This window comes from Kitasatospora sp. NPDC017646 (assembly GCF_044329365.1).
GTDB lineage: Bacteria > Actinomycetota > Actinomycetes > Streptomycetales > Streptomycetaceae > Kitasatospora.
The window spans coordinates 203,685-229,961 of the sequence record NZ_JBIRJC010000001.1; the positions used below are offsets into that span (position 1 = coordinate 203,685).

Here is a 26,277-nt window from a genome sequence, read left to right on the forward strand (position 1 = left end):
CCCCCGCAGCACGGCTAACCGCTGCGGGGGGTCGGAAACACCCGCCGGGGGAAAAGTCAGTCCGACTCGGCCGGTTCGTCGGCCCAGCCGGGGGCGTCGCGGTCCTCCAGCTGCTCGCGCAGCCGGGTCAGCGTGGCGGTGAGCAGCCGGGAGACGTGCATCTGGGAGACGCCGATCCGCTCCGCGATCTCGGACTGGGTCCGGCCCTCCCAGAAGCGGAGCTTGAGCACCGTCTGTTCGCGCTCGGGGAGTCCGGCGAGCAGGGGGCGCACGGCGGTGCGGAAGTCGGCGAGTTCGATGCCGGGGTCGCAGCCGCCGAGCCGGTCCAGCATCGCGCTGCCGCTCTCGTCGGTGTCCTGCTCGCGCAGCGCGTCCAGCGAGCTGGGGCGGTAGACCCGGCCGGCGACCAGGCCTTCGGTGGCCTGTTCGACGCTCAGGTGGAGGTCCTCGGCGATCTCCCGCGGTTGCGGGAGGCGGCCGAGCTCCTGCTCCAGCCGGTCCGAGCCACGGGCGACCGTCAGGTACAGCTCCTGCATGCTCCGCGGCACCCGGACCGGCCACGAGGTGTCCCGGAAGAAGCGCTTCATCTCGCCGGCGATGGTGGGGATGGCGTAGGTGACGAACTCGACGCCGCGCTGCGGGTCGTAGCCGTCGACGGCCTTGATCAGGCCGATCGTGCCGACCTGGAGGATGTCGTCCATGTCCTCCGCACGGTGGCGGAAGCGGGCGGCGATGAAGCGCACCAGCGGCATGTTCAGCTCGATGATCGTGCCGCGTACGTAGCTGTACGCGGCGCTCTCCCGGGCCAGCCCGGACAGCCGCTCGAACAGCGCGTCGCTGAGTTCACGCGCCTCGGTCTTGCCCATCGCGCGGAGTTGGGTCTTGGTGGGTCGGGGCGGCAGGTCGGACGGGGTGCCCGAGGACAGGACGGTCTCCTGCCCGCCACGGGGAGCTGTTTCCAGAGGGGTGGACACGAGTCCTCCTCGGCATCGGGATGAACGCCCGGCGACGCCCACGGGCTCTCGCTCGCGCGTCGGGGGCTCTTCCCCAGGATCCCGACCCGGCTTCGCCGGCGGGGTCCCGGTGGCACCCGGCCGGGTGCCGGCGACCGTTCGTCCGGCGAACCGCCGCACGGGTGTTCTACCCGACATACGACATGGAATTCACGTTTCCGGCTGGTTTCTTGTGATTTATCCGGGTACACGCGCTCAGGCAATGACCCGGACGTCCGAGAGGAGGGGCGGTCATGCCCCGAGGATCCAGCCCCAAGCGGGAACGCCAGTACGAGCACATCAAGGACAGCGCGCTCGACCGGGGCGAGAGCGAGAAGCGGGCCGAGGAGATCGCAGCCCGGACGGTCAACAAGGAGCGCGCCCGGCACGGCGAGTCCAAGACCGCGAGCCGCACGTCGACCCACGACATGTCGTCCGCCCGGCGCGGCGGACAGCGCTCGCACAAGGGCTCGGGCGGGCCGACCTACGACCAGCTGTACAACGAGGCCAAACACCGCAACATCAAGGGCCGTTCGAAGATGAACAAGCACGAGCTGGCCGACGCGCTCGGCCGCTGAGCCCTGCTCACCGAGCGGGGCCGCCGCTGCATCCGGTTTCCGGCTCCTGACTTCCGACTTCCGACGAAGGTGCGCCATGACCGTTCCGACGCCCCCTGATCCGGACACCCAGCCGATCCCCCACCCCAACCCCGCGCCCAGGCCGGGCGAGGGCCCCGATCCGGTGCCTCCGCCCATCCCGCCGTTCCCGGACCCCACGCCCTACCCTGACCCCGACCCGGCACCACCACCGCAGCCACACCCCGGGCAGCCGTAGCGTTCTGCGGCTCGACGGCTTCAGCCCCGACGGCTGAAGCCGTCGAGCCGTACGTGCCGGTCGAGCGGGGAGGGCACCTCCAGCCAGACCAGCTTGCCCCCGCCCTCGGGCACCGACCCCCAGGCCCGGGCGAGCCGGTCCACCACCCGCAGGCCGTGCCCGCCCGGCCGGGCCGGGTCACCGGCCTCGGCCAGCCGCGGCGGCACCGGGCTGGCGTCCACGACCTCCACCCGCAGACGGGCACCGTCCCAGTCCAGGCGCAGCTCCCGCGGGCCGCCGGGGGCGTGCAGACAGGCGTTGGTGACCAGCTCCGAGACCATCAGCAGGACGTCCTCCGCCAGGGCCCTCTGTTCGTCGTCCGCGGCCGGCAGCCAGTGCCAGGACCGCAGCGCCGCACGGCTGAAATCACGGCTGCGCTGCACCGCGCCCTCACTGCCCGCGAACGCGAGCCGCCTGGTATCCCCGGCGGCCGCCGGTCGTCCTCGCCCGGTACGGTCCATGCCGGCCCTCCTCACACCGGGCCCGGCGGGGCGCTTCGTCGCGCCGACGACACTTCCTCCGACGGCCGTGCGGGTTCGGGCGACGCCCCGGGCTCCGCGTCCGGCGAAGAACCGGGCAGGGCCGACGCCGCTCCCGGATCTGGATGGACCCGCTGCGCGGGTTCGTCGACCCGTCTCACCGGTCGGGACGGCGCCGCGCCGTCCCGACCGCCGTGCCGCGCGAGGCGGACGGTCGAGTGCTCGGAGACCGTCCCGGATGCGGCCGGGGACGCCACGTGCTCCTCGTCCATGCCCCGCGTTTGCCCCGCCCGGTCATGGCTACACGCGCCGACGTGAGACACGCGCCGACGTGAGGAGGCGGAGGCGATCACCATGGCGGCGACGAACATCGGCCACGAAGACCACCTCCCCCGGCCCCGGGTCGGCCGCCGGGAGTCGCCCGAGGAACGGGCCGACCGGCGTTGGAGCGACCTGCTCCAGGAGGTCCGGGTCGCCCAGACCGGCTCGCAGATCCTCTTCGGCTTCCTGCTGAGCGTGGTCTTCATGCCGCGCTTCGCCCAGCTCGACGGTTTCGACCGCGGACTCTACGTGGCCACCGTCGTGCTCGGCGCTCTCGCCACCGGTTCGCTGACGTCCCCCGTCGCCTACCACCGGATCTTCGCCGGGCGCCGCCTCAAGCCCCAACTGGTCGACGCCGCGGCCCGGTTGGTCGCCGTCGGCCTGGTGCTGCTGGCCCTGACGATCGGCTCGGCGCTGCTGCTCCTGCTGCGGGTGGCGACCGACTCGGCGATCTCCGGCTGGATCACCGCCGCCGTCATGCTGTGGTTCGCGTCCTGCTGGCTGCTGCTGCCCGTCGGGCACCTGCACCGGCACAACGACCGGAGCCCCCGGCCGCCCGACGGGCCCGACGGGCCGGACTGCGACGACCCCCACCCGTGACGGGGTGACCCGTCCGGCACGTTTCGGCGCCGGGGGCCCGGCAAGACGCCCCCCATGAGGATCCGTACGCATTCCGAGCCCCGAACCGTGGTCATCACCGGTGCCACCGCCGGAGTCGGCCGGGCCTGCGTCCGGGCGTTCGCCACCGACGGCAACCGACTGGTGCTGGTCGCCCGTGGCGTCGCCGGGCTGCGCGCGGCCTCCGCCGAGGCGCAGGCCGCCGGCTCCCCGGTGCGCACCATCCTGGCCGACGTCTCCGACCCGGAGGCCTGCGAGGCGGCGGCGGCCCGGGCCGAGGCGGAATTCGGCCCGATCGACGTCTGGGTCAATGACGCCTTCGTGTCGGTGTTCGCGCCCTTCACCGAGATCAGCCCCGAGGAGTACCGCCGGGTCACGGAGGTCACCTACCTCGGCTACGTCAACGCCACCCGGGCCGCGCTGAGCCGGATGCTGCCGCGTGACCGCGGCACCATCGTCCAGGTCGGCTCCGCGATCGCCTACCGCGGCATCCCGCTCCAGACCGCCTACAGCGGTGCCAAGCACGCCATCCAGGGCTGGCACGAGGCGCTGCGCTGCGAGCTGCTGGCCAGCGGGACGGGGGTGCGGGTCACCATGGTGCAGCTGCCCGCGGTCAACACCCCGCAGTTCGACTGGGTGCTCAACCGGCTGCGCGGCCGGGCCCGACCCGTCGCGCCCGTCCACCAGCCCGAAGTGGCCGCCCGCGCCGTCCGCTACGCCGCCGACCACCCCGGGCGGCGCGAGTACTGGGTCGGCGGCAGCACCGTGGCCACCTTGATCGCCAACGCGATCGCCCCCGGTCTGCTCGACCGCTACCTCGCCCGCACCGGCATCAACGCCCAGCAGGAGCACGGGCCGCGCCACCCGGAGGACCGCGCCAACCTGTGGGCCCCGGCGGACGCCTCCCGGGACCACGGCGCCCACGGCCGCTTCGACGAGGAGTCCCACGAACGCAGCGCCCAGCTCTGGGCCTCCCAGCACCACGGACTGCTCGCCACCACCGGTGGCGCGGTCCTCGCCGGTGCCGCCGCCCGCGCGCTCGCGCGGGGGCGGTGACCGGCGGCGGTGCACCGACCGGCCGTCATGGATCCGGGCACGGCGCTGCGGCGGATCGCCTTCCTACTGGAGTGGAACGACGCCTCGCCCTATCGGGTGCGGGCCTTCCACACCGCGGCCGACGCGGTCCACGCCCTGCCGCCCGGGCCGGTGGACGCCGCGCGGGCCCGCCGCCTGCCGGGCGTCGGCCCGGTCACCGCCGAGGTGATCGCCCAGGCCTCCACCGGCACGACCCCGACGTACCTCGCCCGGCTGGAAGCCGCGGCCGGACCGACCGCCGAGGCCGGGTGGGGTCTGCTCGCGACCGCCCGGGGCGACTGCCACCTCCACTCCGACTGGTCCGACGGCGGCCACCCCATCGAGGAGATGGCCGAGGCCGCCCGCGCGCTCGGGCACCGCTGGGCCGTCCTCACCGACCACTCGCCCCGGCTGACGATCGCCCACGGCCTCAGCCCCGAACGGCTGCGGGAGCAGCTCGACGTGGTCACGGCGTACAACTCCCGGGACGGGCACGACGGTTCCTTCCGGCTCCTGACCGGGATCGAGTGCGACATCCTGGAGGACGGCTCGCTCGACCAGGAACCCGAACTGCTCGACCGGCTCGACCTCGTGGTGGCCTCCGTCCACTCCAAACTGCGCGCGGACCCGGAGCCGATGACGGCCAGGATGCTGACGGCGGTGCTCGGCCCGCGCACCAACGTGCTCGGCCACTGCACCGGCCGGATCGTCACCGGCCGCGGCCGGCCGCCCTCCCGCTTCGACGCCGAGGCCGTCTTCGAGGCCTGCGCCGCCGCCGGGACGGCCGTGGAGATCAACTGCCGCCCAGAGCGCCGCGATCCGCCCGACGAGCTGCTCCGTCTGGCCGTCGACGCGGGCTGCCTGTTCGCCGTCGACACCGACGCCCACGCCCCGGAGCAACTGCACTGGCTCACCTCCGGCTACGCCCGCGCGGCCCGCTTCGGCCTCACCCCCGAACGGCTCGTCACCACCTGGCCGCGCGAGCGGCTCCTCGCCTGGGCGCACCCGGCCCCCGGCTGACCGAAATGCCGGTGTCATCCAGGTCGGTCCGGTCTCGGCGATGCACGAGCAGGACTTCCGGCGGGCGCACGAGCTGATGACGAGGGCGCCGCTGCGGCTGGTCCAGGCGGTGCTGCCGGCGATGCGGGCCCGCGGCGCGGGCTCGATCGTGATGATCAGCTCGATCGGCGGGCGGATCCCGGCCCCGCACCTGTTGCCGTACGTGGCCGCCAAGTTCGCGCTGACCGGCCTCTCGGAGGGGCTGGCGGCGGAGCTGGCGCCGTACGGCATCCGGGTGACGACCGTACTGCCGGGCCTGATGCGCACCGGCTCCCACACGGCCGCCGAGTTCGCCGGGCAGGCGGACCGCGAGTACGCCTGGTTCGCCACCGCGGCGTCCATGCCGCTGGTGTCGATGGACGCCCGGCGGGCCGCGCGGCGGATCGTCCGGGCGGCCGAGACCGGGCGGCGCGAGCTGGTGCTGACGCCGCTGGCCAAGGCCGCCGTGCTGGCCCACGGCGCCGCGCCCGCCACCACCAACCGTTTGCTCTCCCTGACCGCGCGGGTGCTGCCGTCGGCCGGCGGCGCTCCGGAGCACGGCGTCCCGGGCGTGCGGGCCGCCTCCCGGCACCGTCCGGGTGGCCCGGTTCACCGGCTCACCGCCCTCGGACGGCGGGCGGCCCGGGCCCACAACGAGCCGACCGCGTCCTGAGGTGGGTGTTTGCCCCCGCCTGCCGGGTGTGGAAGCGCGCGTCCGGGGCACACGCGGCTCGGGGGCCATGACCCGCCCCACCGTCGGAGCCACGAGAGGAGCACACCCCATGGGTACCGAGGACAAGGCACGCAATGTCGCGGAGAAGGCCCACGGCAAGGTCAAGGAGGCCGCCGGCAAGGCCATGGGCGACCCGGTCGTCGAGGCCGAGGGCAAGGGCAAGCAGATGAAGAGCGACATCAAGCAGGCCGGCGAGAAGCTCAAGGACGTCGGGAAGGACTGAGTCCGGTACGGCGGCCGCCCCGCGCGGCCGCCGACCCGTCCGGAGGGAGAGCCACCATGAAGGCCGTGACCTGGCACGGACGCCGTGACGTCCGCGTCGACTCCGTACCCGACCCGGTGATCCGCGAGCCCACGGACATCCTGGTGGAGGTCACCACCACCGGGCTGTGCGGATCCGACCTGCACCTGTACGAGGTGCTGGGCGCCTTCCTGGACGAGGGCGACATCCTGGGCCACGAGGCGATGGGCGTCGTCCGCGAGGCGGGCCCCGCCGTGCACGCCGTCGAACCGGGCGACCGCGTGGTCGTGCCGTTCAACGTCTGCTGCGGCACCTGCCCCACTTGTGTGCAGGGCCTCCAGTCCCAGTGCGAGACCACCCAGGTGCGCGACTACGGGATGGGCGCCGCCCTGTTCGGCTACACCAAGCTCTACGGTCAAGTTCCGGGCGGTCAAGCCGAGTTGCTGCGGGTCCCGTTCGGCAACACGCTGCCGGTGCCGATCCCGCACGGGCCGCCGGACGACCGCTACGTGCTGCTGTCCGACGTGCTGCCCACCGCGTGGCAGGCCGTCGACTACGCGGAGATCCCGCCCGGCGGCAGCGTCGCGGTGCTCGGGCTGGGCCCCATCGGGGACATGTGCACCCGGATCGCCCGTCACCGCGGGGCCGGCACCGTGATCGGCGTCGACCTGGTGCCCGAGCGGCTGGAACGCGCCCGGGAGAACGGGGTCGAGGTGCTCGACCTGGTCCGGCTCGGCTCCCGGGTGGTCGACGCCGTCCGGGACCTCACCGACGGCCGCGGCCCGCACTCCGTGATCGACGCCGTCGGGATGGAGGCGCACGGCTCCCCCGCCGCGACCGCCGCCCAGCGGATGACCTCGCTGCTGCCGGACGCGCTGGCCGCCAGGCTGATGACCCGGGTCGGCCTCGACCGGCTGCACGCCCTGCACCTGGCGGTGGACCTGGTCCGGCGCGGCGGGACGATCTCGCTGTCCGGCGTGTACGGCGGGATGACCGACCCGCTGCCGATGCTGACCATGTTCGACAAGCAACTGCGGCTGCGGATGGGGCAGGCGAACGTCCTGCGCTGGATGGACGACCTGCTGCCGCTGCTGGGCGACGGCGACCCGCTGGGGGTGGAGGGCTTCGCCACCCACCACCTGCCGCTGGCCGAGGCCCCCGCCGCGTACGACATGTTCCAACACAAGCAGGACGGCGTGGTCAAGGTGCTGTTCCAGCCCTGACCGGCCGCCCGCCCGCGCCCCACGCCCGCTCCAAGGAGGCGAACGCGATGAGCACCATGAGCAACCCGGTACCGAAGGATCCGCAGGAGCCGGTCGAGACGCCGGAGTCCCGGATGACCGGCGAGGGAAGCCCACCGCCGGAGCACGAGGAGGAGAAGGGGCCGCAGGACGGCCCCGAGTTCGAGGTGACGGAGCCGGCCCACGAGCCGGAGAAGTAGCAGCACCGGCAGCAGGACCGCGCGGGCCGGACCGATCATCGGAGCTTTCCGGCCCGCCGTCCGGCGAACGGGTGGTCCGGTGCCGCGATCGCGCGCGCGGCGGCGTTGCGCGCGGGACGCGTGCGCCGACCGGACGGTACACCTGGGGGCCGCCCGCCCCGGTGGCGGGCGCCCGGAGGACCGACATGGGGGTGGTGGAAATGCGAACGATGCTCGAACTCCTGCTCTGGTGGGGGGTGTTGCTGTTGCTCAACACCGTGTTCATCAGCTCGGTGTCCCCGCTGGAGATGGCGGTGGGCGGCGGTGTGGCGCTCCTCGGGGCAGTGGGCGCGGTCGCCGTCCGGCGCGCGTCCGGGGCCACTCCCGGTGGAACGGCCCGACTGGCGCGGGCGCTGTGGGCGTTCCCGTGGACCCTGCTGGCCGACACCGGTCGGCTCGCGCTCGCCGTGCTCTCCCCCCGGCACCGGCGCGGCGGCTTCCGCACCGTGCGGCTCGGCAACGGCACCGGGGCCGCCTGGGGCGCGGCACTGCTGTCCTCGACGCCCGGCGCGTACGCGGTGGGGAGCCGGGACGGCGAACTGACCGTCCACGCGCTCGGTGACGGACGCTCCTCGCTGGAGCGGGCGTTGACCGGAGCCGGGGAGTGAACGCCTGGCTGCTCGCGGCGGCCGTGCTGGCCGTCGGCGGGATCGGCCCCTGCCTGCTGCTCGGACTTCGCGGCTCGCCCCAGCAGCGCCTGGCCGGACTCAACCTCGCCGCGACGACCGCCTCCGTCGTCCTGCTGCTCCTCGCCCAGGGGTTCAGCCGCACCTCGTACACCGACCTGGCGCTGGACCTCGCAGTACTGGCGCCCGCCGGGACGCTGGTGTTCACCCGCTTCCTGGCCGGGAGGCAGCAGTGACGCCCCGGCACACCCTCGCGCTGGTCCTGTTGGTGGCCGGCACCGCGGCGCTGCTGCTCGCCGCGCTCGCCCTCGCCGTGCTGCCAGGCCCCTACCTGCGCCTGCACGCCCTCTCCCCGGCCGCCGCCCTCGGCGCGCCACTGGTCGCGCTCGCCCTCGCCGTGGACACCGGGCCGGGACGGGCGGCCGTGAAGCTGCTGGTGATCGGCCTGTTGCTGGCCGCCGGCGGCACCGTCACCACAATGGCCGTCGCCCGCACCACCGTGCGCGCCGAACGGGAGGCCCAGCGTTGACCAACGCCCTGACCGTGATCGCCCTGCTGCTCACCGCCGTCACCGCCACCGCCGCAGCGCTCACCCGCGACCCGGTGCGGCAGGCCGCCGTCCTCGCGCTGCTCGGCCTCTGCCTCGCGATGCTGTTCACCGTGCTCCAGGCGCCCGACGTCGCGCTCTCCCAGCTCGGCGTCGGCAGCGCCATCACCCCGCTGCTGATCCTGCTGACCGTCCGCCGGGTGCGCCGCCAGGAGCGGTCGGACGACCACCCGGACCGCACCGAGTGAGCCGCGCCGCCCGGCTGCGGCTGTTCCTGACCGCCGCCGCCGTCCTCGCCGCCGCCCTGATCGCCGCCGCCACCGAGTTGCCCCGCTTCGGCGGGAACCACCACCCCTACGGGGAACGGGCGGTGGCGGCCGGCCTGGCCCAGCGGACGGCCAACATCGTCTCCTCCGTCAACTTCGACCAGCGGGCCTTCGACACCCTCGGCGAGGAGTCGATCCTGTTCGGCTCGGTGCTCGGCGCCGGCATGCTGCTGCGGCTGGCGCGGGACGAGCACAAGCGCCGCGCCGCCGCCGAACCCGTGCTGCCCACCACCCGGCTGTTCGGCGCCACCCTGCTGCCGGTCACCCTGCTGGTCGGCGGATACCTCGTCGCCCACGGCCAGTTGAGCCCCGGCGGCGGTTTCCAGGGCGGCGTCGCGCTGGCCACCGCCCTGCACCTGGCCTACGTCGCCGCCGACTACCTGGTGCTCAAGCGGATCCGCCCACTGGCCGTCCTGGACGTGGCGGAGGCCGTCGCGGCCGGCAGCTACGCCGCGCTCGGACTGATCGGCCTCGTCCAGGGCGCCGGCTACCTCGCCAACACCCTGCCGCTCGGCACCTTCAACCAGATGTCCTCCAGCGGGCTGGTAGCGGTGGTCAACGCCGCCGTCGGGGTCGAGGTCGCCTCGGGCGTGGTGGTCCTGCTGGCGCACTTCCTGGACCAGGCGGTCGAGATCGCCCCCCGCGGGGAGGGCGGCGAATGAGCCTCTTCCCCTACCTGGTCGCCGGCTGGATCCTGCTCGCCGGGCTGTACGGCCTGGTGACCAGCCGCAACCTGGTGCAGGCGGTCGGCTGCCTGGCCGTCGCCCAGTCCTCCACCTACGTCCTGCTGCTCGCCGTCGGCTACCGCGGCCACGGCGCCACCGCACCCGTCTTCTCCGACCTGCCGACCGACGCCCCGGTGGTCGACCCGGTGGTCCAGGCGCTCGCCCTGACCGACATCGTGGTCGGGGCGACCGTCACCGCACTGCTGCTGTCCCTGGTCATCCAACTGCGCAAGCGGCACGACACAGTGGACCCGGAGGAACTCACCGGGCTGCGGGGGTGAGGCCCGGTGAACACGGCTGATCCGTTCAGCACCACCAACCTGCTGCCGCTGGCCGTCGCCATCCCGCTGCTCGGCGCCGCCGTCATGGCCGTCGCCGGACGCCGGCTGCCCCGCTGGGGCCGCGACGCGCTGGCCACCGCCTGGGCCGCCGCCGACGTGGCCTGTCTGGCCCTGTTGTGGGCGCGGACCGCACCGGAGGGCCGGGCGGTGTCCTGGCTCGGCGGCTGGAGCCCGCGCAACGGCCACAGCGTCGGCATCGTCCTGGTCGCCGACCGCCTCGGCACCGGCCTCGCTCTGCTCGCGGCCGTCCTCGTCCTCGCGGTGGTCTGCTACGCCTGGCGGTACTTCGACGAGCCCGCCGGCGAGCACGGCGGGATGTTCCCCGCCCTGCTGCTGCTCTTCGAGGCCGGGATGTGCGGCTTCGCCCTCACCGGGGACCTCTTCGACGCCTTCGTCTTCTTCGAGCTGATGGGCGCCGTCGCCTACGCGCTGACCGGTTACCGGATCGAGGACCCGCGCCCGCTGCAGGGCGCGCTCGCCTTCGGACTGGTCAACTCGGCCGCCGCGTACCTCTCGCTGCTCGGCATCGGCCTGCTCTACGCCCGCACCGGCGAACTCGGCCTCGCCCAGATCGGCGCGGCCCTGGACCAGCGTGCCGCGGCGGGGCACGGCCGGGACGCCCTGGTCGTCGTCGGATTCGTGCTGGTCCTAACCGGTCCGCTGGTCAAGGCCGCGACGGCGCCCTTCCACTTCTGGCTGCCGGACGCCCACGCGGTGGCGCCGAGCCCGGTGTGCATGCTGCTGTCCGGGGTGATGGTCGAACTGGGCGTCTACGGGGTCGCCCGCATCCACTGCGTCGTCTTCGGCGGGGCCGGCGGCCTGCCGGACGCCGCGGTCCGCGACACCCTGCTCGCCGCGGGCGTGCTCACGGCCCTGGTCGGCGCCCTGATGTGCTGGCAGCAGCGACACCTGAAGCGGATGCTCGCCTTCTCCACCGTCGGGCACATCGGACTGTTCCTGATCGGCGCCGCGCTGCTCGACCCGGCCGGGCTGACCGGCTCGGCGGTGTACGTGGCCGGCCACGCGGGCGCCAAGGCGGCGCTGTTCGGCCTCACCGGCGTGCTGCTCGACCGGTACGGCTCGGTGGACGAGCACGGGCTGCACGGCCGGGCCCGCGAACTCCGGCTCACCGGGCTGCTGTTCGTCATCGGCGCACTCGCCCTGGCCGGGCTGCCGCCGTTCGGCACCGGGCTCGGCAAGTCCGTCACCGAGGAGGCCGCCGGGCGCTGGGGCGGCTGGCTGCCGGTGGTGTTCGTGCTGGTCTCCGCGCTCACCGGTGGCGCGGTGCTGCGCGCCGGGCTGCGGGTCTTCGGCGGGGTCGGCGCGCCGCCGGCCGAGCACCCCGAGGTGGCCGCGACCACCGGCGACGGCGAGGAGCCCGAGATCCGCGAACCGGGGCGCCGCACGCCGGTACCGATACTGCTCGTCCCGGGTCTGCTGCTGGCCGGCTGCCTGGCCGTCGGCGTGCTGCCGGGCGTCGGACGGGCCCTGGCCGCCGCGGCGGTGGCCTTCACCGACCGGGCCGGCTACCTCACCGACACCCTCGGACGGCCGAACGGGCCGACCCCGGCCGCGCCCGCCGTGCCCGAGGCCTGGTGGACGGCGTCCGGAGTCCTGCTGGGCCTGCTCTCCGCCCTGCTGGCCGTCGGCCTCGCCACCGCCGCCGTCCGGCGCGACCCCGGGCGCGGCACCGGTGGACTGTACCGGGCGACCGTCCTGCCGCTGCGCCGACTGCACTCGGGACTGCTCGGGGACTACGTGGCCTGGCTGGCCGTGGGGCTGGCCGCGCTGCTGGTCGCCCTGACCGCGCAGCTGTGAGGCGGCCCGGCTCCCGCCACGCCCCCGGGCCGCCCGGGGGTCACACGGGAGGAGCGTCGGCGGCAGGGGCACCACCCCCGAGGATCCCCGCCGTCCGCACCGACATGTTCCGCGCCGCCGGCGGCTTCCGACCGCGGTTGTGGCTGGGCGGCGAGGAGGAGCTGCTGGCCGCCGACCTCGCCGCCACCGGCCACTGGCTGGTCTACGCCGACGGACTGACGGTCCATCACCGCCCGTCCCCGGCCCGCGACGCGACGCTGCGGCGGCGGCACGGGATCCGCAACACCCTCTGGTTCACCTGGCTGCGCCGGCCGCTGTGGCGCGCGGTGCGCCGCACCGCCTTCCTGGCCCGCACGGTGCCGCGGGACGCGGTGTCCCTCCGGGCCTTCGCCGAGGCGGTGGCGGGCCTGCCGTGGGTGCTGCGCGAACGGCGGACCGTACCGCCCCGGGTCGAACGGGCGCTGCGGAGCCTGGAAGGGGCGCAGCGTACGTCCCGGGCCCGCCGCTACATCGGCTGAACCGGGGCACGGCCGCCGGCCGGGAGGGCACCCGCCCCCCGGCCGGGTCACCGACGCGGTGTCGGCGACGGGCGCGGCAGCTGCGAGAGGGCGGCCAGGACGTCGGCGGGGCGGATGCGCAGCAGGCGGGGGTCGGGCCGCGGACCGTGGGCGTCGCCGGGCCGGGTGTCGTCGCCGTCGTACCGCCACAGGGCGAGGTGGCGGGGGCCGGGGGGCGGTCCCCACAGTACCGGCGAGACCGGGCCGAAGAGCGTCACCGAGGGCGTGCCGAGCGCGGCCGCCAGATGGGCGATCCCGGTGTCCCCGCAGACCACGGCGCGGGCCCCGGCCACCAGCGCCGCCAGCAGGGGGAAGGGCAGGTCCGCACCGCCGCCGAGGACGTCCCCCGCGGGCAGTGCGGCGTCGCGCGCGACGTCTTCGGCGAGGGCGCGTTCACCGTGTCCGGCCGTGACCACCACCCGTTGGCCCTGCCCCCGCAGCGCGCGGGCCACCGCGGCGAACCGGTCGGGCGGCCACTGCCGGGCGGCCGAGTCGGCTCCCGGATGGACGAGCACGGCCCCGGGCGCGGGCGAGGGGACGGCGGGCCGGGCGATGAGCAGGTCGTCGGCGTCCGCGCCGATGCCGTGGTGGCGCAGCAGGCGGCACCAGCGTTCGCGCTCGTGCTCGTCGTCCCGCCAGCGCGGGGCGCGGGCGTCGGCGTAGGCGATCAGGCGGGCGGGTCGCAGGCGGGCCAGGGCGTCACGGCTGGCCGGTCCGTTGCCGTGCAGGTCCACCGCGAGGTCGGGCGGTGGACCGTCCCAGGGCAGGCGGTGGGGCACCTCGCGTCCGGGGGCGTCGGTGGCCAGCAGCCGGTCCGCCGAGCCGGTGGCGGCGAGGGCCGGTGCCAGCCGGTCCGGGGCGGCCAGGACCAGCTCGTGGTCCGGGTGGTGGCGGCGCAGCGCGCGCAGGGCGGGTACGGCGGTGAGCAGGTCCCCCAGGCCGAGCGCCCGCAGGACCAGGAGGGTGGGCCGCCCTTCGCTCACGGGCGGGGCCGGACGGAGGCCCGCTCGGCGAGCGCCGTGGTGGAGCGGCCGTCCAGGTAGGGCAGGACGAGCACCTGGCCGCCCCATTCGGCCAGCACCGACGCCTCGGGCAGGGCTTCGGGCCGGTAGTCGCCGCCCTTGACCCAGACGTCCGGGCGCAGGGCGCGCAGGACCCGTTCGGGGGTGTCCTCCTCGAACACCTGGATGGCGTCCACGCAGCCGAGGCCGGTGAGGATCCGCCCGCGGTCGCCCACCGGGTTGAGCGGGCGGCCCGGGCCCTTGAGCCGGCGCACGGAGTCGTCGGAGTTCAGGCAGACGATCAGGCAGTCGCCCAGGCGGGCGGCGGATTCCAGGAGGGAGACGTGACCGGCGTGCAGCAGGTCGAAGCAGCCGCCGGCCGCCACGACCGTGCCGCCCCTGGCCCGGGTGGCCTCGGCGATCCGCCGGGCGTCGGGCGGCGCGGTCGCCGGGGCGGGGGCCTGGTCCCACAGGGCGGGGTTGCCGGCACCGCCGCGGGCCACGAAGTCCGCCGCCGCGGTGACCCCGCTCTGCACCGCCTCCTCGGGGATCGCGCCGGCCGCCAGGGCCGCGGTGGCGGCTGCCGCGAAGCAGTCGCCGGCTCCGCACGGATCGCCGGTGGCCTCGTAAGGGGCAGGGAGCAGGATGGGGCTCTCGGTGCCCCGGCTCAGGAGCGCCCCCCGCCGCCCGAGGGTGACGGCCACCGATGCCGCGCGCCAGCGCTCGGCCAGCAGCGCGCCCCGGGCGGTGTGGTCGGGGAGCCCGTCGCCGGTCGGTGCGCCCGGGTCGAGGGCGGTGGCCCAGGACCTGGCTTCGGCGGCGTTGGGGGTGGCCAGCCGTGTGCCGGGGACGGGCGGCCCGCCGCGCGGGTGCGGGTCCCAGACCAGCGGGACGTGCGCGGCGCGGGCCGCCAGCGGGGAGCGCAGCCGGTCGGCGAGTCCCCGGCCGTAGTCGGCGACCAGGACTGCGGCGGCGCGGGAGAGCACGTCGGCGGCCCGGCGGTCGGGGGGCCCGACGGTTCCGCCACCGCGGTCGATGCGCAGCAGGGCGCGGCCGTCGACCCGCACGCGGGTCTTGACCGGGAGGTCGCCGGCCAGCGGCAGCTCCACGAGTCGTACGCGTCCGGCGAGGTGACGGCGCAGGGTGCGGGCTGCCGGTCCCCGGCCCAGGGCGGTGACCAGGACGACTTCGCGGTCGGTTCGCGCCACCAGGCACGCGGCGAGTGCGGCGCCGCCGGGGCGGCTGCGCTCGGCCGCCACGTCGACCACGGGCACCGGGGCGTCCGGGGCCAGGCGTTCGGCGCGGCCGTCGATGTCGATGTCGAGCAGGCTGTCGCCCACCACGACCAGCGGGCCGTTCACGAAGTCCGCCCGGGCAGTCGCGGCACTTCGCGGTCCGGCGGTGCGGTGAACGGATCCCCGGCGTCCTGTCTGCGGTCGAGCGCGGCGTCGAAGGCTTCGCAGACCATGTGCAGGGCGGCGAGGTGGACCTCCTGCACGGTGGCGCTCTCCGGCGCCTCCACCGCCAGTGCCTCGTCCGCGCGCTCCGCCAGCGGGTTGGGCCGGGGGCCCGTCATCGCCCACACGCCGAGGCCCCGGGAGCGGGCGGTGTCGGCGGCGGCCAGCAGGTTGGGGCTGCGGCCCGAGGTGGACAGCAGGATCAGCACGTCACCGGCGCTGCCGTGGGCCTCGACCTGGCGGGCGAAGACCTCCTCGAAGCCGTAGTCGTTGCCGATGGCGGTGAGGCTGGAGGTCTCGGCGTGCAGGGAGATCGCCGAGTACGCGGCGCGTTCGCCCCGGTAACGGCCCACCAGTTCCGCCGTCAGGTGCTGGGCCTGGGCGGCGCTGCCGCCGTTGCCCGCGGCGAGCAGGCGGGAGCCCGCGGGCAGCAGTCCGGCCAGCGCCTCTCCCCACCCGGTGAGCAGCGGCAGGTGGCGGGCGCGGACGGCGCCGATGGCGGTCTCCAGGGCCCGGCAGTGGCGCGCGGCCTGCTCCAGGTCGTCGGCGGAGTCGAAGAAGCGCGTGGTCATCGGGGGCCTCCTGTCGTGACTCGCGAAGTCCGGGCCGCGCCGACCGTCCGGGTCGGTGGGCCGGCACGGCCCAGCAGTTCGTCGTACACCTTCGCCGTACAGGTGGCGACGGTCTGCCAGGTGTAGAAGGCGAGGGCGCGGCGGCGCCCGGCTTCCCCGTAGGCGTGCCGGGTCTTCGGGTCGGCCAGCAGGGCGTGCGCGGCGGCGGCCAGCGCCTCGGCGGAGGCTGGCGGCACGAGGATGCCGGTGCGCCCGTCGGCGATGGTGTCGAGGTGGCCGCCGACGGCGGTGGCGACGACCGGCACGCCGCAGGCCATCGCTTCCAGCGGGACGATGCCGAAGGGCTCGTAGTGAGCGGGGCAGATCACCAGGTCGCTGCTGCGCAGCAGGGCGGGCATGGCGTCGGCGGGTACCGCGCCCAGCAGGACGAGCCGGTCGGCCACTCCGAGCCGGGTCGCGAGCGCGCGCAGGCGTCGCGCGTACGGGTCGGCGTCCAGCTCGTCGGCGGGTGGGCCGCCGGCCACCAGGAGTTCGACCCCTGGCAGCCGGACCAGCGCCTCGACGGCGGTCTCCGCGCCCTTGCGCGGGACCATCCGGCCCACCATGAGCAGTCGTCGGCGCCCACCGCGCGGCACGCTCGGGCCGGCCGGCGTGAAGCGGGCCGGGTCGACGCCGCACGGCACGACCCTGATCCGGTCGGAGGGGGCGCCGATTCCCAGCAGTTCGGCGACCTCGTCGCTGCACGTCGCCACCAGGCGGTGGGCCGAGCGGGCGATCGCGGCCTCGATGGTCAGCCGGCCGGGCGGGCTGGTGTCGGCCGCTCCCTGGTGACGGCGCTTGACCACGCCCAGCGCGTGGTAGGTGTGCACGACCGGGATGGCCAGGTGCCGGGCGCCGCGCAGCGCGGCCAGTCCGGACATCCAGAAGTGCGCGTGCACGACGTCGGGCGGCCGGGCCCGCCAGTACCGCGCCAGCTCGTCCCCGAAGGCCGGCATGTAGGGCAGCAGCTGGTCCTTGAGGAGTTGGCGCGCCGGGCCGGCCGGTACGTGGTGGACGAGCACGCCCGGCCGCAGCGGTACGTGCTCGGCGAGGTCGGCCCGGTCCCTCCGGGTGTGGACGACGACCCGGTGGCCGAGGTCGGCGAGGGCGCCGGCGAGCGCCGCGACGTGGACGTTCTGCCCGCCGGCGTCGACCCCGCCGAGGGCGGCGAGGGGGCTGGCGTGTTCGGAGACCAGGTCGATGCTCAGGGGGGCGTTCAACGGGTCACCTCCTCCATCAGGCGGTCCCAGTCGGCGAGGAACCTCTTCAGGCCGTACCGCTCCAGGACGGCCTGCCGGGCGCGCAGCCCGTCCGCGGTGGCCGCGTCCGGATCGGCCAGGTAGTGCCGCACCGCGTCCGCGAGTTCCCGGACGTCGGTGGAGAGCACGCCCGTTCCGGGCGGCACGGCGCGGACGGCCTCGGTGGTGGCCAGGGCCACCACGGGCATGCCGAGGTGCATCGCCTCCAGCAGCGACAGGCCCAGGGAGGTCCACCGCACCGGGTGCAGGTAGAGCCGGCGCCGGGGCAGTTCGGCGTGCAGGGCGGCTTGGGGCAGTTCGGCCGTCCGGCAGCGGTCCGGCGGCAGCCCGAGGTGGGCGGCGAGCCCGCCGGTCGCCATGCCGAAGACGTGGAGCGGGCCCTGCTGCGCGAACAGCGGCAGCAGGTCGGTCCCGGTCGTGCGGCCGCGGCGGACCGGCTCGTTGACCACGACGGCCGAGGCGGTCAGCTCTCCCGTGTAGCGGTACCCGGGGTCGACGACGCCGTGCTCGACGACGGTGGTCCGGGTGCTGCCGCAGTCCCAGAACAGGTCGTTGAAGTCGGTGACGTGGACGACGGTCAGGTCGTCCCGGTCGGCCATCGGGTGGCGGGTGTCCGGGATGTCGCCGTGCGGGCTGTTGTGCTCCAGGTAGACGGCCGGAAGGTCGCGGCCGGGCCGTCGGCCGAGCCACCGTTCGGCGAGCGCCGCTTCGTGGGGACGCTGGAGCACCACCAGGTCGATGTCGGTCTCGCGCAGCCGCTCCGGCGGCAGTTCCACCACGGTGCGCGGCCAGTCGAAGGTCCGGGCGCGCCCGAGGCCGTCCGGTCCGCGGTCCTCCGTGACGGGCACGAGATAGGTGTGCGGTCCCTGGACGAACGCGGTCGTCCAGGAGCCGTGGACGTGCCACAGCAGGATGTTCATCGGATCACCTCCGGGGCGGCCGCTCGGTCGTGGTCGGCGGGTCCCCGCAGGAGGTCGACGGCCGTGACGATCTCCTCCGCGGTGAGCGAGTCCAGGCACGGGTGGCCCGGGACCGGGCAGGTCCGGGCCCTGGTCCCGGCGCAGGGGGCGTCCTGACGCCCCAGCAGCACGTGCGGCACGCCGTAAGGCCGCCACCGGTGGGCCGGCACCACGGGCGCGAACAGACAGGCCACCGGGGTGCCGACGGCGGCGGCGAGGTGGGCCGGACCGGTGTTCCCGGCGACGACGACGTCGGCGCCCGCGAGGACGCCCGCCAGTTCGGCGAGGCCGGTGCGCCCGCCGAGGTCGAGGGCGTCGGCGCCGGCCACCTGGGCCGTCAGCTCCTTCTCCGCCCGACCGCCGGTGACCACCACGCGGCGGCCCGCGGCGGTCAGCACCCGTACCGCGGCCGCGGCCAGGCCCGCACCGGGCGCCCTGGCGGGCACGGCGGCTCCCGGGTGCAGGACGACGTAGCGGCCCGGGCCCGTGAGGTGCCGCTGGTCGGGCGGTGGCAGGACGGCCAGTCGGCCGTCGTCACCGGGCGGCAGGGGGAAGCCCGCGGCCCGGGCGAGGTCGAGGCCCGCCTGGGCTTCGTGGCGCCCCGCTGCGCGCTGGTGGCGCACGTCCAGGAGGGAGCCCGGGTAGTCCACGCTGTCCGCGGCGATGCGGGCCACTCCCGCCATCCGCAGCAGCAGCGCGGTCGGCAGGGGGCTCTGGTGGAAGGACGTCAGGACGAGGGCCCGCTCGATCGCCCTGGCGGCGAGCGCGGTCACCAGTTCCATGACTCCCCGGGCCGTCGCGGGAGGCGGGTCGAAGCCCGTCCAGGGCGAGTCCCAGACGACGACCTCGTCCACTCCCGGGAGCAGCCGGCCGGCGGCGGCGCCCTGCGGTCCGCAGAGCATCACCACCCGCCGGGAGTGGTGGGCGGCGGCCCGGACGGCCGGGCCGGCGAGCAGGACGTCGCCGACGCTGTCGAGCCTGACCACGAGGGTCGTCATGTGCCCTCCCGGTGGGTGCCGGGCCGGCCGTCGAGCACCAGCCGGACGGCAGCGGCCAGGTCGGCCGCGACGGTGTCCGCGTCCGCGACCTCCTCCGGCCGGGTCGCGGGGGTCGGTACGAGGATCGCCCGGGCTCCCGCCGCGCGGGCCGCTCCGACGTCCGCGCCGATGTCCCCGATGACCACCGTACGGGCCGGCGGTACGCCGAGGCCTCGGCAGGCGGCCAGGACCAGGCCGGGCGCGGGTTTGCGGCACCGGCAGCCCTCGGACGGTCCGTGCGGGCAGACCGCCCAGATCCCGAACGGCCCGATCAGCTCGTCGATCCGGCCCTGTACGGCCTCCACCTGCCGCCGGGTCAGCAGACCGCGGGCCACACCCGACTGGTTGCTGACGACGCCCAGCACCAGGCCCGCCGCCCGCAGCGCGGCCACCGCCCGCACGGCGCCGGGCACCGGCCGCACCAGGGCCGGGTCCCCGTTGTAGGGCACGTCCTCCACCAGGGTCCCGTCCCGGTCGAAGAGCACGGCGGCCGCCGCCGGCGCCCCGCCCGGGCGGGGTCGCGCGGGAAAGAGCCAGGGCTCGTCGGCCCGTGCCCGGCCGTACGGCGGCCACACGCTCGACGGGGCCCGTCCGGTGGCGGACGTCATGAGGATTCCTCCCGTTCCACCGGCCGGACGGGCTGCGGCGTCCGCGGTCCGGCGGAGGGCACGACCATGTCCGGCTCGTACCAGGGCGCGGCCGCGCGGTGGCGCAGCAGGCCCCGCAGCCGGTGCCGGCAGGCAGCCGGCGGGATGAGCACGCTGGTCAGCAGCATCGCGACGACCTCCTCCCGGGAGCGGGGGCCGGGCAGGACCCGGGCGGCGGCGAACTGCGCCGTGCCGGCCAGCCACAGCGCGGCGAGGGCCGCGGCGGCGCGCGGTCGGCCGGCGGCGGCGGCTCCCAGTGCGGCGACCGCGGCGGCGGTCACCGCGACGTGCGCCGGGAAGCGTCCGCGGGGCGCCTCGGCCCTCTCCCACCAGTGCGGTCCGTGCAGCCGGTTCATCAGCACGTCGTCGGCGTTGCCGGCCTGCTGGCGCAGCGAGACCCAGCGGTCCGCCGGTCGCACCGGATGGGTGGTGCGGCGGTTGCCGGATTCCAGCCGCCAGCCGGCGTCGAGCACCCGCAGGGCCAGGTCCGCGTCCTCGCGGAAGGCCCGGCGGAAGCGTTCGTCGAAACCGCCGACCTGTTCCAGCACCACCCTGCGGTACGCCATGTCGGCGGTGATCCACCGGGACCGGGCCAGACCCGCCGTGCCGCGCTCCCAGTCGGTGGGCCGCCGACCGACGGGCAGGGGCACCTCGATGCGCCCCTGGACGCCGCCGGTGGTGCGGTGTGCGGCGGCCAGGTCGGCCACCAGGTCCCGCGGCCAGGTCGGGCCCGGCACGGTGTCGTCGTCCAGGAAGGCGACCCAGGGCTGGGACACGCCGCGCCACCCGGTGTTGCGGGCCGCCGCCGGGCCGTTGCCGCCGCCGGGCAGGACCGTCAGCCGGTCCCGCAGCGCCGGTGGCACCTCGACGGCCAGCGGCCCGCAGTCGGTCAGCGGGCGGTCGTCGACCAGCACGACCTGTTCCGGTGGCGGCCCCTGGCCCTGCGCCAGCGCCCGGAGGCAGGTGGTGAGGCTGGGCCGGCCGAGCGTCGGGACGACCACCGCGTAGGCGGTGGTGCCGCCGCTCACCGCTCTCCCTCCCCGGGCCGGGCGGGGTCGGCGAACATCCGGCCGCGCCGGACCACGAACGGGCCCAGGGCCAGCAGGTCGACCGGCGAGGAGCCGAAGCACTCCAGCGCGTCGCGCACGTCGTCGACCATCGGCCGGCCGGCGGTGTTGAGGCTGGTGTTCACCACCACCGGCAGTCCGGTGAGCAGTTCGAACTCCTCCAGCATCCGGGCCGTGAGCGGGTCGGCGGCCCGGTCGACGGTCTGGATCCGCGCGGTGCCGTCCACGTGGACGACCGCGGGGATCCGCTCGCGCCATTCGGCGGTGACCCGGTGCACGAAGAGCATGTACGGGCTGGGCAGGGGCCCGTCGAAGATCTTGGAAGCCCGGTCCGCGAGCACCATCGGGGCGACGGGCCGGAACTGCTCACGGCCCTTCACGTCGTTCAGCCGCTCCAGGTTGGCCGCGCGGCCGGGGTGGGCCAGCAGCGACCGGTGGCCGAGCGCCCGCGGACCGAACTCGGACCGCCCCTGGAACCAGGCCACGATCCCGTCCTCGGCCAGTGCCCCGGCGACCTCGGCCGCGACGTCCGCGGGCCGCTCGTACGGCACGCGGGCCCGGCGCAGCCACGCCTCCACCTCCGCGTCCGACCAGCCCCGGCCCAGGTCGACGCCGGGCATCGGGAGCGGCTGGTCACCGCCCGCGGCGGCCAGGTGGAGGGCGGCGCCCAGGGCGGTCCCCGCGTCGCCGGCGGCGGGCTGCACCCAGACCCGGTCGAAGGGCCCCTCGGCCGCGATCCTGGAGTTGGCCACGCAGTTCAGCGCGACGCCGCCGGCCAGCGTCAGCAGACGGTCCCCGGTGCGGCCGTGCAGCCAGCGGGCGAGGTCGAGCAGGACCTCCTCCAGCACGCGCTGCGCGGAGGCGGCGAGGTCGGCGTGGTGCGGGGTCCACTCCTGACCGGGGGTGAGCGCGGGGGCCAGTTCCGTCCACGGCACGGCGGTGGCGTGGAAGCCGCCGTCGCCCGTGGGGTACACGTGGCGGCGCAGCTCGTCGGCCATCCGCGGCGTCCCGTACGAGGCCATCGCCATGACCTTGTACTCGTCGGAGGAGCGCAGGAAGCCCAGGTGCTGGGTGAGTTCCTCGTACACCAGCCCCATCGAGTGGGGCAGCTGCTGTCCCGCCAGCGGTTCCAGCCGGGTGCCGACCCGCCGGGCAGCGAGGTGGGAGGTGGCCTCCCCCCGGCCGTCCAGGACCAGGACGGAGCAGGGATCGGTGGCGCCGTCGGCGGCGTACGCGGCGGAGGCCGCGTGGGCGACGTGGTGCGGCACGAAGCGGACCTTGGCCGGGTCCAGACCGGGCAGCGCCTCGGCGAGGAAGCCGGGGGCCTCCTGCGCGTACCGCAGCCGCAGGTGGTCCCAGGGGTCGTCCAGGCCCATGGCGTCGGCGGGGCGGGCCAGTTCGGGGTCGAAGGAGTAGCCGACGAGGTCGACGTCGGCGGGGGTCAGGCCCGCGTGCGCCAGGCACCACCGGGCGGCCTGCACCGGCAGTTCCCAGGCGGAGAAGGGCAGCGGGCGCTTGCCGTGTTTGCGGCGGCTGAACCGTTCTTCCTCGGCCGCGGCCACCGTCCGGCCGTCGATGACCAGGGCGGCTGCCGGGTCATGGAACAGGGCGTTGATTCCGAGCACACGCATGGCGCGTGACCTCCTCGTTTCGTCCGGCGACGGGGCACCGTCCACCGGGAGCGTCGGTGTCAGGCCTCCGGGTGCGCGCGGAACCACTCGATCGTGGCGGCCAGCCCCTCGTGGACCTGCGTCATCGGCTCCCAGCGGAGCTTGTCGCGGGCCATCGTGATGTCGGGGCGCCGTACCGCGGGGTCGTCGGTCGGCCGCGCCACGAACTGCACGGTGGAGGGCGAGTCCGTGAGCTCGATGATCAGGTGCGCCAGTTCCAGCATCGTGAACTCGACGTCGTTGCCGATGTTCACCGGACCGGCCAGGTCCGAGCGTGCCATCGCCAGGATGCCGTCGACCGTGTCGGTGACGTAGGTGAGCGACCTCGTCTGGGTGCCGTCGCCGGTGACGGTCAGCGGCTCCCCGGCCAGCGCCTGGCGGATGAAGGTGGGCACCGCGCGTCCGTCGTGGGAGCGCATCCGCGGGCCGTAGGTGTTGAACAGCCGGACGATCGCGGTGTCCACGCCGACGGCGCCGGCCTCGGCGGTGGTGAGCGCCTCGGCGAACCGTTTCGCCTCGTCGTACACGCTACGCGGGCCGACCGGGTTGACGTTGCCCCAGTAGCTCTCCGCCTGGGGGTGCTGCTGCGGATCGCCGTACACCTCCGAGGTGGAGGTGAGCAGGAACCGGGCGCCGTCCCGGCGGGCGAGCTCCAGCGCGTTGCGGGTGCCCAGGCTGCCCGCGTCCAGCGTGTGCAGGGGCAGGCGCAGGTAGTCGAGGGGGGAGGCGGGCGAAGCCAGGTGGAACACGTAGTCGACGTGGCGCTCGACGTCCAGGCCCTCCCCGACGTCGGCCTCCCGCAGCTCGAAGCCGGGCCGGGCCGCCAGGTGGGCCACGTTGGCCGCGGCCCCGGTGCAGAAGTCGTCGACGCAGGTCACCCGGTAGCCGTGTGCGACCAGGGCGGTGCACAGGTGGGAGCCGACGAAACCGGCCCCGCCGGTGACCACGGCGTGAAGGCGTTCTCCAGGGCGGGAAGTCATCCGTTCCTCCTCGGTTCTCGGCCGGTACCGCGGCGCTCCGCCCAGCCTCGCCGCCACCGCCGGGCCCCGCGAGAGGAAGGGCCTGCCGCCCGGGCGCGGCCGCGGGAGCGGGGCCCGCCGATTCCGCTGGTGCGACGGTTCCGAGCCCGTTCGGGTACCCGGGCCGCACCGGTTCACCCGTTCGAAGGCCCTCAGCACGGCTCCGCACCGGCCGCGCGGCCCGCCGAGTCTGTGTGAGCAACCCCACCGCGGCGAGGAATCCGCAGGTCAGCGGTATGGCACCGAAGCCATTGAGGGCAATGTGAGCCAGCCGACGTTTGAGATCACGCCCCGGCCGTCGAGCATGGACCTACCGCCCGGTGCCCGGTTGCTCCGGCGGCACCGGCTCACGCACGGGCGACGCCTGCCCCGGATCGAGCCCGGCCCCTCTCCCCGTTCCACCCGATCCGGTTGTGAAAGTGCTGCCCGAGAACACCGCACCGCCGCGCGCCCGCCGCGTCCTCGTCCCGTCCCGACGTACGGTCTCCGCTCCGACGACAGCGCGTTCGGCGGGCACCGGACCGGAGGCCTCCCGCGCGCCCTGGCGTTCGCTGCGCCACCAGGGCATGCGCTGGTGGTCGCTGGCCAACCTGGTCTCCAACGCCGGGGCCTGGATGCAGATGACGGTCCAGAACCTCCTGGTCCTCCAGCTGACCGGATCGGCCGCGGTCACCGGCCTGTCGCTCGCCCTCCAGGTCGCGCCCGGTCTGCTGCTGGGCCTGGCCGGCGGAGCGGCGGTCGACCGGTGGCCCCGCAAGACCACCGCCGCCGTCAGCCAGGCGGCCCTGGCCGTGATCGCCCTCGGCACGGCGGCGCTGGTGGCGCTGGGCGCGCTCAGCATCCCCGTCCTCCTGGTGCTCGCGGTGCTCACCGGGCTGATCGCCACCATCGAGTCCCCGGCCTGCGCCCTGCTCGGCAACGACCTCGTCCCCCGTGAGGACGTGCCCTCGGCGATCGCGGTGGGCTCGGTGGTGCACAGCGTCGGACGGCTGGCGGGCACCGCCCTCGCCGGGGTCGTGGTCGGCCTGTTCGGCATGGCGAGCGCCTACCTGGCCAACGGTCTGTCCTTCGTCCTGGTGGCGCTGGTCATTCCGTTCCTGCGGCCGGCGGCCGGTGCGGCACCGGCCGCCGAACCCGAGCCGGAGACCGACCACCAGGGCGTACGGGCCGGCGTCGCGTTCTTCTGCGGGCGGCGCCGCCTGGTCGCGGTGGCCTGTCTCACCGGCCTCGGCTCGATGCTCGGCCGCAACTACGGACTCACCCTCGCCGCGCTGGTCAGCGGGGCCCTGCACGGCGGGGCGCGGGAGTACGGGCTGATCGCCACCGTGCTGGCCGTCGGCGGCACGGTCGGCGCGGTGATCGCCGGCCGGCTGCGCAACCCCTCGGTCCGGCTGGTGGCGGTGCTGACGGCGACCGGGGGGCTCCTCCAGTGCCTCGCGGCACTCTCGCCCACCCTGCTGCTGCTCGCCGTGCTGGTCGTTCCCATGGCCGTCCTGGAGTCGCTGAGCGACACGGCCGTGTCCACGATCCTGCAGACCGATCCGCCCGCCCACCTGCGCGGACGGGTCCTGGGTGCCTGGCGCAGCGTGAGCACGCTGTGGGGCCTGGCCGGTCCCCCGCTGCTGGGCGCCTCGATCCAGCTGCTCGGCGCGCGGGGCGCCCTGCTGGCCGGCGGGCTGCTGGTCAGCGGCGCGGTGGGCGGGGGCTCCGTGGCGAGCCGCCGCTCCGCCACCAGGCCGGCCGCCGACACCGTCGACGGCACGGTGGGCGGCACCGTGAGCGGTGCGGTGGGCGGTGCGGACCAGCTCGTCGCGGCGGCGTGAGCCACGATCCGGACGGCCGGAGGCCTGCCGTCAGTCCAGCGCCGCGATCCGGTTTCGGAGCGTGCCCAGCCCCTCGATCGAGCACTCCACCACGTCGCCGGGCTCCAGGTAGCTCGGCGGATCGGCGGCGAACCCCGTACCGGCCGGGGTGCCGGTCAGGATGACGTCGCCGGGCTCCAGCGGCACGATCCGGGAGATCGCGGCGATGGTCTCCGGGATCGAGAACACCATCCGGTCGGTCCGGGAGACCTGGCGGGGCACACCGTTGACGCTGAGCGTGATCGCCAGGTCGTGCGGATCGGGGACCTCGTCGGCCGTGGTGATCCACGGGCCCAGCGGACAGCTGGCGGGCAGGCTCTTGGACAGGTAGTACTGCTTGTGCCGGGTCTGGAGGTCCCGCGCGGTGATGTCGTTGGCCACGCAGTAGCCGAAGACGTGGTCCAGCGCCCCGGCCTCGTCGACCCGCCGGGCCCGGCGGCCGATCACCACGGCGAGTTCGACCTCCCAGTCGATCTCCCGGGAGAGCGAGAAGTCGATGCCCACCGGTCCGACGGGGGCGGCCACGCAGCCCCGGTCCTTGGTGAACACCACCGGGTGCCGGGGTTTGCGGTACTCCCGGCCGGCCGCGCGGTAGGCCTCCTCCCCGTGGTCGGTGTAGTTGAGCCCGAGGGCGAACAGGTTGTTCGCCGGACGCGGCAGCGGCGCCAGCAACTCGACATCACCGAAGGGAAGTCGCCGGCCCCGGCGGGCCCGCTCGGCGAACTCCGTCCAGGCTTCCGGCCCCTCCCCGAGCAGTTCGGGCAGGCCGACCGGCCCGGGCCGGTCGGGAGCGGGCAGCCTCAGGGCGCCGCCGTCCGGATCGACCAGCGCGAGTGCCTCCACTCCACCGGTCCTGATGGTCGCAACGCGCATCGTTCACTCCTTCTCACGTTGGCGGG

29 protein-coding genes and 1 pseudogene are annotated in these 26,277 nt (G+C 75.5%); 17 read left to right on the forward strand and 13 right to left on the reverse strand.

Features of this window, described 5'->3' with window-relative positions; all coding sequences use genetic code 11:
- Nucleotides 1-56: 56 nt before the first annotated feature.
- A complete protein-coding gene (locus ACH4J0_RS01185; protein WP_396235583.1) occupies nucleotides 57-974 on the reverse strand; it encodes a SigB/SigF/SigG family RNA polymerase sigma factor in 918 nt (305 codons plus the stop codon).
- Nucleotides 975-1,246: 272 nt separating this feature from the next.
- Here ACH4J0_RS01185 and ACH4J0_RS01190 point away from each other — a divergent pair, with 272 nt between their 5' ends.
- Nucleotides 1,247-1,570 (forward strand): plasmid stabilization protein, encoded by a 324-nt coding sequence (locus ACH4J0_RS01190; protein WP_396235584.1) that lies wholly within the window; start codon nucleotides 1,247-1,249, stop codon nucleotides 1,568-1,570.
- 276 nt (nucleotides 1,571-1,846) lie between these two features.
- Here the strand turns inward: ACH4J0_RS01190 and ACH4J0_RS01195 are convergent, their stop codons facing one another.
- Entirely contained in the window at nucleotides 1,847-2,326 is a 480-nt protein-coding gene (locus tag ACH4J0_RS01195) for an ATP-binding protein (RefSeq protein WP_396235585.1), read from the reverse strand.
- Between the two features lie 372 nt (nucleotides 2,327-2,698).
- Here ACH4J0_RS01195 and ACH4J0_RS01200 point away from each other — a divergent pair, with 372 nt between their 5' ends.
- The 15 genes and pseudogenes from ACH4J0_RS01200 to ACH4J0_RS01270 form a co-directional block, all read left to right on the forward strand.
- Nucleotides 2,699-3,265, forward strand: a complete 567-nt coding sequence (locus tag ACH4J0_RS01200) for a DUF6328 family protein (protein ID WP_396235586.1) — start codon at nucleotides 2,699-2,701, stop codon at nucleotides 3,263-3,265.
- A gap of 54 nt (nucleotides 3,266-3,319) precedes the next feature.
- Entirely contained in the window at nucleotides 3,320-4,339 is a 1,020-nt protein-coding gene (locus ACH4J0_RS01205; RefSeq protein WP_396235587.1) for an SDR family oxidoreductase, read from the forward strand.
- Nucleotides 4,340-4,366: 27 nt separating this feature from the next.
- A complete protein-coding gene (locus tag ACH4J0_RS01210; RefSeq protein ID WP_396235588.1) occupies nucleotides 4,367-5,377 on the forward strand; it encodes a PHP domain-containing protein in 1,011 nt (336 codons plus the stop codon).
- A 16-nt stretch (nucleotides 5,378-5,393) separates the two neighbouring features.
- The gene (locus ACH4J0_RS01215; protein ID WP_396235928.1) at nucleotides 5,394-6,068 is read left to right on the forward strand and encodes an SDR family NAD(P)-dependent oxidoreductase; all 675 of its coding nucleotides are present in this window, start codon (nucleotides 5,394-5,396) and stop codon (nucleotides 6,066-6,068) included.
- A 109-nt stretch (nucleotides 6,069-6,177) separates the two neighbouring features.
- A complete protein-coding gene (locus ACH4J0_RS01220; protein ID WP_396235589.1) occupies nucleotides 6,178-6,351 on the forward strand; it encodes a CsbD family protein in 174 nt (57 codons plus the stop codon).
- A gap of 56 nt (nucleotides 6,352-6,407) precedes the next feature.
- Entirely contained in the window at nucleotides 6,408-7,592 is a 1,185-nt protein-coding gene (locus tag ACH4J0_RS01225) for an alcohol dehydrogenase catalytic domain-containing protein (RefSeq protein ID WP_396235590.1), read from the forward strand.
- Between the two features lie 47 nt (nucleotides 7,593-7,639).
- Entirely contained in the window at nucleotides 7,640-7,810 is a 171-nt protein-coding gene (locus tag ACH4J0_RS01230) for a hypothetical protein (protein WP_396235591.1), read from the forward strand.
- A gap of 200 nt (nucleotides 7,811-8,010) precedes the next feature.
- A complete protein-coding gene (locus tag ACH4J0_RS01235; protein WP_396235592.1) occupies nucleotides 8,011-8,457 on the forward strand; it encodes a hypothetical protein in 447 nt (148 codons plus the stop codon).
- Nucleotides 8,454-8,711 (forward strand): monovalent cation/H+ antiporter complex subunit F, encoded by a 258-nt coding sequence (locus ACH4J0_RS01240; protein WP_396235593.1) that lies wholly within the window; start codon nucleotides 8,454-8,456, stop codon nucleotides 8,709-8,711. Before ACH4J0_RS01235 ends, ACH4J0_RS01240 begins: the two co-directional genes overlap by 4 nt.
- Nucleotides 8,708-9,004 (forward strand): monovalent cation/H(+) antiporter subunit G, encoded by a 297-nt coding sequence (locus tag ACH4J0_RS01245; RefSeq protein ID WP_396235594.1) that lies wholly within the window; start codon nucleotides 8,708-8,710, stop codon nucleotides 9,002-9,004. Before ACH4J0_RS01240 ends, ACH4J0_RS01245 begins: the two co-directional genes overlap by 4 nt.
- Complete coding sequence (locus ACH4J0_RS01250) at nucleotides 9,001-9,270, forward strand: Na(+)/H(+) antiporter subunit B (RefSeq protein WP_396235595.1); 270 nt, start codon at nucleotides 9,001-9,003, stop codon at nucleotides 9,268-9,270. The genes ACH4J0_RS01245 and ACH4J0_RS01250 overlap by 4 nt, the downstream gene beginning before the upstream one ends.
- Nucleotides 9,267-10,010 (forward strand): MnhB domain-containing protein, encoded by a 744-nt coding sequence (locus ACH4J0_RS01255; RefSeq protein ID WP_396235596.1) that lies wholly within the window; start codon nucleotides 9,267-9,269, stop codon nucleotides 10,008-10,010. The genes ACH4J0_RS01250 and ACH4J0_RS01255 overlap by 4 nt, the downstream gene beginning before the upstream one ends.
- Nucleotides 10,007-10,354 (forward strand): sodium:proton antiporter, encoded by a 348-nt coding sequence (locus ACH4J0_RS01260; RefSeq protein ID WP_396235597.1) that lies wholly within the window; start codon nucleotides 10,007-10,009, stop codon nucleotides 10,352-10,354. Before ACH4J0_RS01255 ends, ACH4J0_RS01260 begins: the two co-directional genes overlap by 4 nt.
- 84 nt (nucleotides 10,355-10,438) lie before the next feature.
- Nucleotides 10,439-12,232 carry a complex I subunit 5 family protein gene (locus ACH4J0_RS01265; RefSeq protein ID WP_396235929.1) on the forward strand — a complete coding sequence of 598 codons (1,794 nt, stop codon included), beginning with the start codon at nucleotides 10,439-10,441 and terminating at the stop codon, nucleotides 12,230-12,232.
- A 92-nt stretch (nucleotides 12,233-12,324) separates the two neighbouring features.
- Nucleotides 12,325-12,750: pseudogene (locus ACH4J0_RS01270) on the forward strand (glycosyltransferase family 2 protein); the annotation flags it as partial.
- A 47-nt stretch (nucleotides 12,751-12,797) separates the two neighbouring features.
- Here the strand turns inward: ACH4J0_RS01270 and ACH4J0_RS01275 are convergent.
- From ACH4J0_RS01275 to ACH4J0_RS01320, 10 genes are read right to left on the reverse strand one after another with little or no spacing between them, the layout of a single operon-like run.
- Entirely contained in the window at nucleotides 12,798-13,772 is a 975-nt protein-coding gene (locus tag ACH4J0_RS01275; RefSeq protein ID WP_396235598.1) for a glycosyltransferase family 9 protein, read from the reverse strand.
- On the reverse strand, nucleotides 13,769-15,151 hold the full coding sequence (locus ACH4J0_RS01280) for a PfkB family carbohydrate kinase (RefSeq protein WP_396235599.1): 1,383 nt from the start codon (nucleotides 15,149-15,151) through the stop codon (nucleotides 13,769-13,771). Before ACH4J0_RS01280 ends, ACH4J0_RS01275 begins: the two co-directional genes overlap by 4 nt.
- On the reverse strand, nucleotides 15,148-15,819 hold the full coding sequence (locus ACH4J0_RS01285) for an SIS domain-containing protein (protein ID WP_396235600.1): 672 nt from the start codon (nucleotides 15,817-15,819) through the stop codon (nucleotides 15,148-15,150). The genes ACH4J0_RS01280 and ACH4J0_RS01285 overlap by 4 nt, the downstream gene beginning before the upstream one ends.
- The gene (locus ACH4J0_RS01290; protein WP_396235601.1) at nucleotides 15,816-17,078 is read right to left on the reverse strand and encodes a glycosyltransferase; all 1,263 of its coding nucleotides are present in this window, start codon (nucleotides 17,076-17,078) and stop codon (nucleotides 15,816-15,818) included. The genes ACH4J0_RS01285 and ACH4J0_RS01290 overlap by 4 nt, the downstream gene beginning before the upstream one ends.
- Nucleotides 17,075-18,037 (reverse strand): glycosyltransferase, encoded by a 963-nt coding sequence (locus tag ACH4J0_RS01295; RefSeq protein WP_396235602.1) that lies wholly within the window; start codon nucleotides 18,035-18,037, stop codon nucleotides 17,075-17,077. The genes ACH4J0_RS01290 and ACH4J0_RS01295 overlap by 4 nt, the downstream gene beginning before the upstream one ends.
- Nucleotides 18,034-19,074, reverse strand: a complete 1,041-nt coding sequence (locus tag ACH4J0_RS01300; RefSeq protein ID WP_396235603.1) for a glycosyltransferase family 9 protein — start codon at nucleotides 19,072-19,074, stop codon at nucleotides 18,034-18,036. The genes ACH4J0_RS01295 and ACH4J0_RS01300 overlap by 4 nt, the downstream gene beginning before the upstream one ends.
- Nucleotides 19,071-19,721, reverse strand: a complete 651-nt coding sequence (locus tag ACH4J0_RS01305; RefSeq protein WP_396235604.1) for a D-glycero-alpha-D-manno-heptose-1,7-bisphosphate 7-phosphatase — start codon at nucleotides 19,719-19,721, stop codon at nucleotides 19,071-19,073. The genes ACH4J0_RS01300 and ACH4J0_RS01305 overlap by 4 nt, the downstream gene beginning before the upstream one ends.
- On the reverse strand, nucleotides 19,718-20,788 hold the full coding sequence (locus tag ACH4J0_RS01310) for a glycosyltransferase family 2 protein (RefSeq protein WP_396235605.1): 1,071 nt from the start codon (nucleotides 20,786-20,788) through the stop codon (nucleotides 19,718-19,720). Before ACH4J0_RS01310 ends, ACH4J0_RS01305 begins: the two co-directional genes overlap by 4 nt.
- On the reverse strand, nucleotides 20,785-22,458 hold the full coding sequence (locus ACH4J0_RS01315; RefSeq protein ID WP_396235606.1) for a carbamoyltransferase: 1,674 nt from the start codon (nucleotides 22,456-22,458) through the stop codon (nucleotides 20,785-20,787). Before ACH4J0_RS01315 ends, ACH4J0_RS01310 begins: the two co-directional genes overlap by 4 nt.
- A 59-nt stretch (nucleotides 22,459-22,517) precedes the next feature.
- Nucleotides 22,518-23,477, reverse strand: a complete 960-nt coding sequence (locus ACH4J0_RS01320; RefSeq protein WP_396235607.1) for an NAD-dependent epimerase/dehydratase family protein — start codon at nucleotides 23,475-23,477, stop codon at nucleotides 22,518-22,520.
- Between the two features lie 458 nt (nucleotides 23,478-23,935).
- On the opposite strand from ACH4J0_RS01320, the gene ACH4J0_RS01325 reads away from it, so the two are divergent.
- The gene (locus tag ACH4J0_RS01325) at nucleotides 23,936-25,339 is read left to right on the forward strand and encodes an MFS transporter (RefSeq protein WP_396235608.1); all 1,404 of its coding nucleotides are present in this window, start codon (nucleotides 23,936-23,938) and stop codon (nucleotides 25,337-25,339) included.
- Between the two features lie 30 nt (nucleotides 25,340-25,369).
- Here ACH4J0_RS01325 and ACH4J0_RS01330 read toward each other — a convergent pair whose 3' ends face one another.
- Nucleotides 25,370-26,251, reverse strand: coding sequence for a fumarylacetoacetate hydrolase family protein (locus ACH4J0_RS01330; protein WP_396235609.1), 882 nt, complete (start codon nucleotides 26,249-26,251; stop codon nucleotides 25,370-25,372).
- Nucleotides 26,252-26,277: the final 26 nt, after the last annotated feature.

Excerpts from the sequence above, each read along its gene's own strand:
- ACH4J0_RS01190 (WP_396235584.1), top strand. The coding sequence starts at position 1,247 with ATGCCCCGAGGATCCAGCCCCAAGCGGGAACGCCAGTACGAGCACATC.
- ACH4J0_RS01195 (WP_396235585.1), bottom strand. The coding sequence starts at position 2,326 with ATGGACCGTACCGGGCGAGGACGACCGGCGGCCGCCGGGGATACCAGG.
- ACH4J0_RS01200 (WP_396235586.1), top strand. The coding sequence starts at position 2,699 with ATGGCGGCGACGAACATCGGCCACGAAGACCACCTCCCCCGGCCCCGG.
- ACH4J0_RS01205 (WP_396235587.1), top strand. The coding sequence starts at position 3,320 with ATGAGGATCCGTACGCATTCCGAGCCCCGAACCGTGGTCATCACCGGT.
- ACH4J0_RS01210 (WP_396235588.1), top strand. The coding sequence starts at position 4,367 with ATGGATCCGGGCACGGCGCTGCGGCGGATCGCCTTCCTACTGGAGTGG.
- ACH4J0_RS01220 (WP_396235589.1), top strand. The coding sequence starts at position 6,178 with ATGGGTACCGAGGACAAGGCACGCAATGTCGCGGAGAAGGCCCACGGC.
- ACH4J0_RS01225 (WP_396235590.1), top strand. The coding sequence starts at position 6,408 with ATGAAGGCCGTGACCTGGCACGGACGCCGTGACGTCCGCGTCGACTCC.
- ACH4J0_RS01230 (WP_396235591.1), top strand. The coding sequence starts at position 7,640 with ATGAGCACCATGAGCAACCCGGTACCGAAGGATCCGCAGGAGCCGGTC.
- ACH4J0_RS01235 (WP_396235592.1), top strand. The coding sequence starts at position 8,011 with ATGCGAACGATGCTCGAACTCCTGCTCTGGTGGGGGGTGTTGCTGTTG.
- ACH4J0_RS01260 (WP_396235597.1), top strand. The coding sequence starts at position 10,007 with ATGAGCCTCTTCCCCTACCTGGTCGCCGGCTGGATCCTGCTCGCCGGG.
- ACH4J0_RS01265 (WP_396235929.1), top strand. The coding sequence starts at position 10,439 with ATGGCCGTCGCCGGACGCCGGCTGCCCCGCTGGGGCCGCGACGCGCTG.
- ACH4J0_RS01285 (WP_396235600.1), bottom strand. The coding sequence starts at position 15,819 with ATGACCACGCGCTTCTTCGACTCCGCCGACGACCTGGAGCAGGCCGCG.
- ACH4J0_RS01295 (WP_396235602.1), bottom strand. The coding sequence starts at position 18,037 with ATGAACATCCTGCTGTGGCACGTCCACGGCTCCTGGACGACCGCGTTC.
- ACH4J0_RS01300 (WP_396235603.1), bottom strand. The coding sequence starts at position 19,074 with ATGACGACCCTCGTGGTCAGGCTCGACAGCGTCGGCGACGTCCTGCTC.
- ACH4J0_RS01305 (WP_396235604.1), bottom strand. The coding sequence starts at position 19,721 with ATGACGTCCGCCACCGGACGGGCCCCGTCGAGCGTGTGGCCGCCGTAC.
- ACH4J0_RS01315 (WP_396235606.1), bottom strand. The coding sequence starts at position 22,458 with ATGCGTGTGCTCGGAATCAACGCCCTGTTCCATGACCCGGCAGCCGCC.
- ACH4J0_RS01320 (WP_396235607.1), bottom strand. The coding sequence starts at position 23,477 with ATGACTTCCCGCCCTGGAGAACGCCTTCACGCCGTGGTCACCGGCGGG.
- ACH4J0_RS01330 (WP_396235609.1), bottom strand. The coding sequence starts at position 26,251 with ATGCGCGTTGCGACCATCAGGACCGGTGGAGTGGAGGCACTCGCGCTG.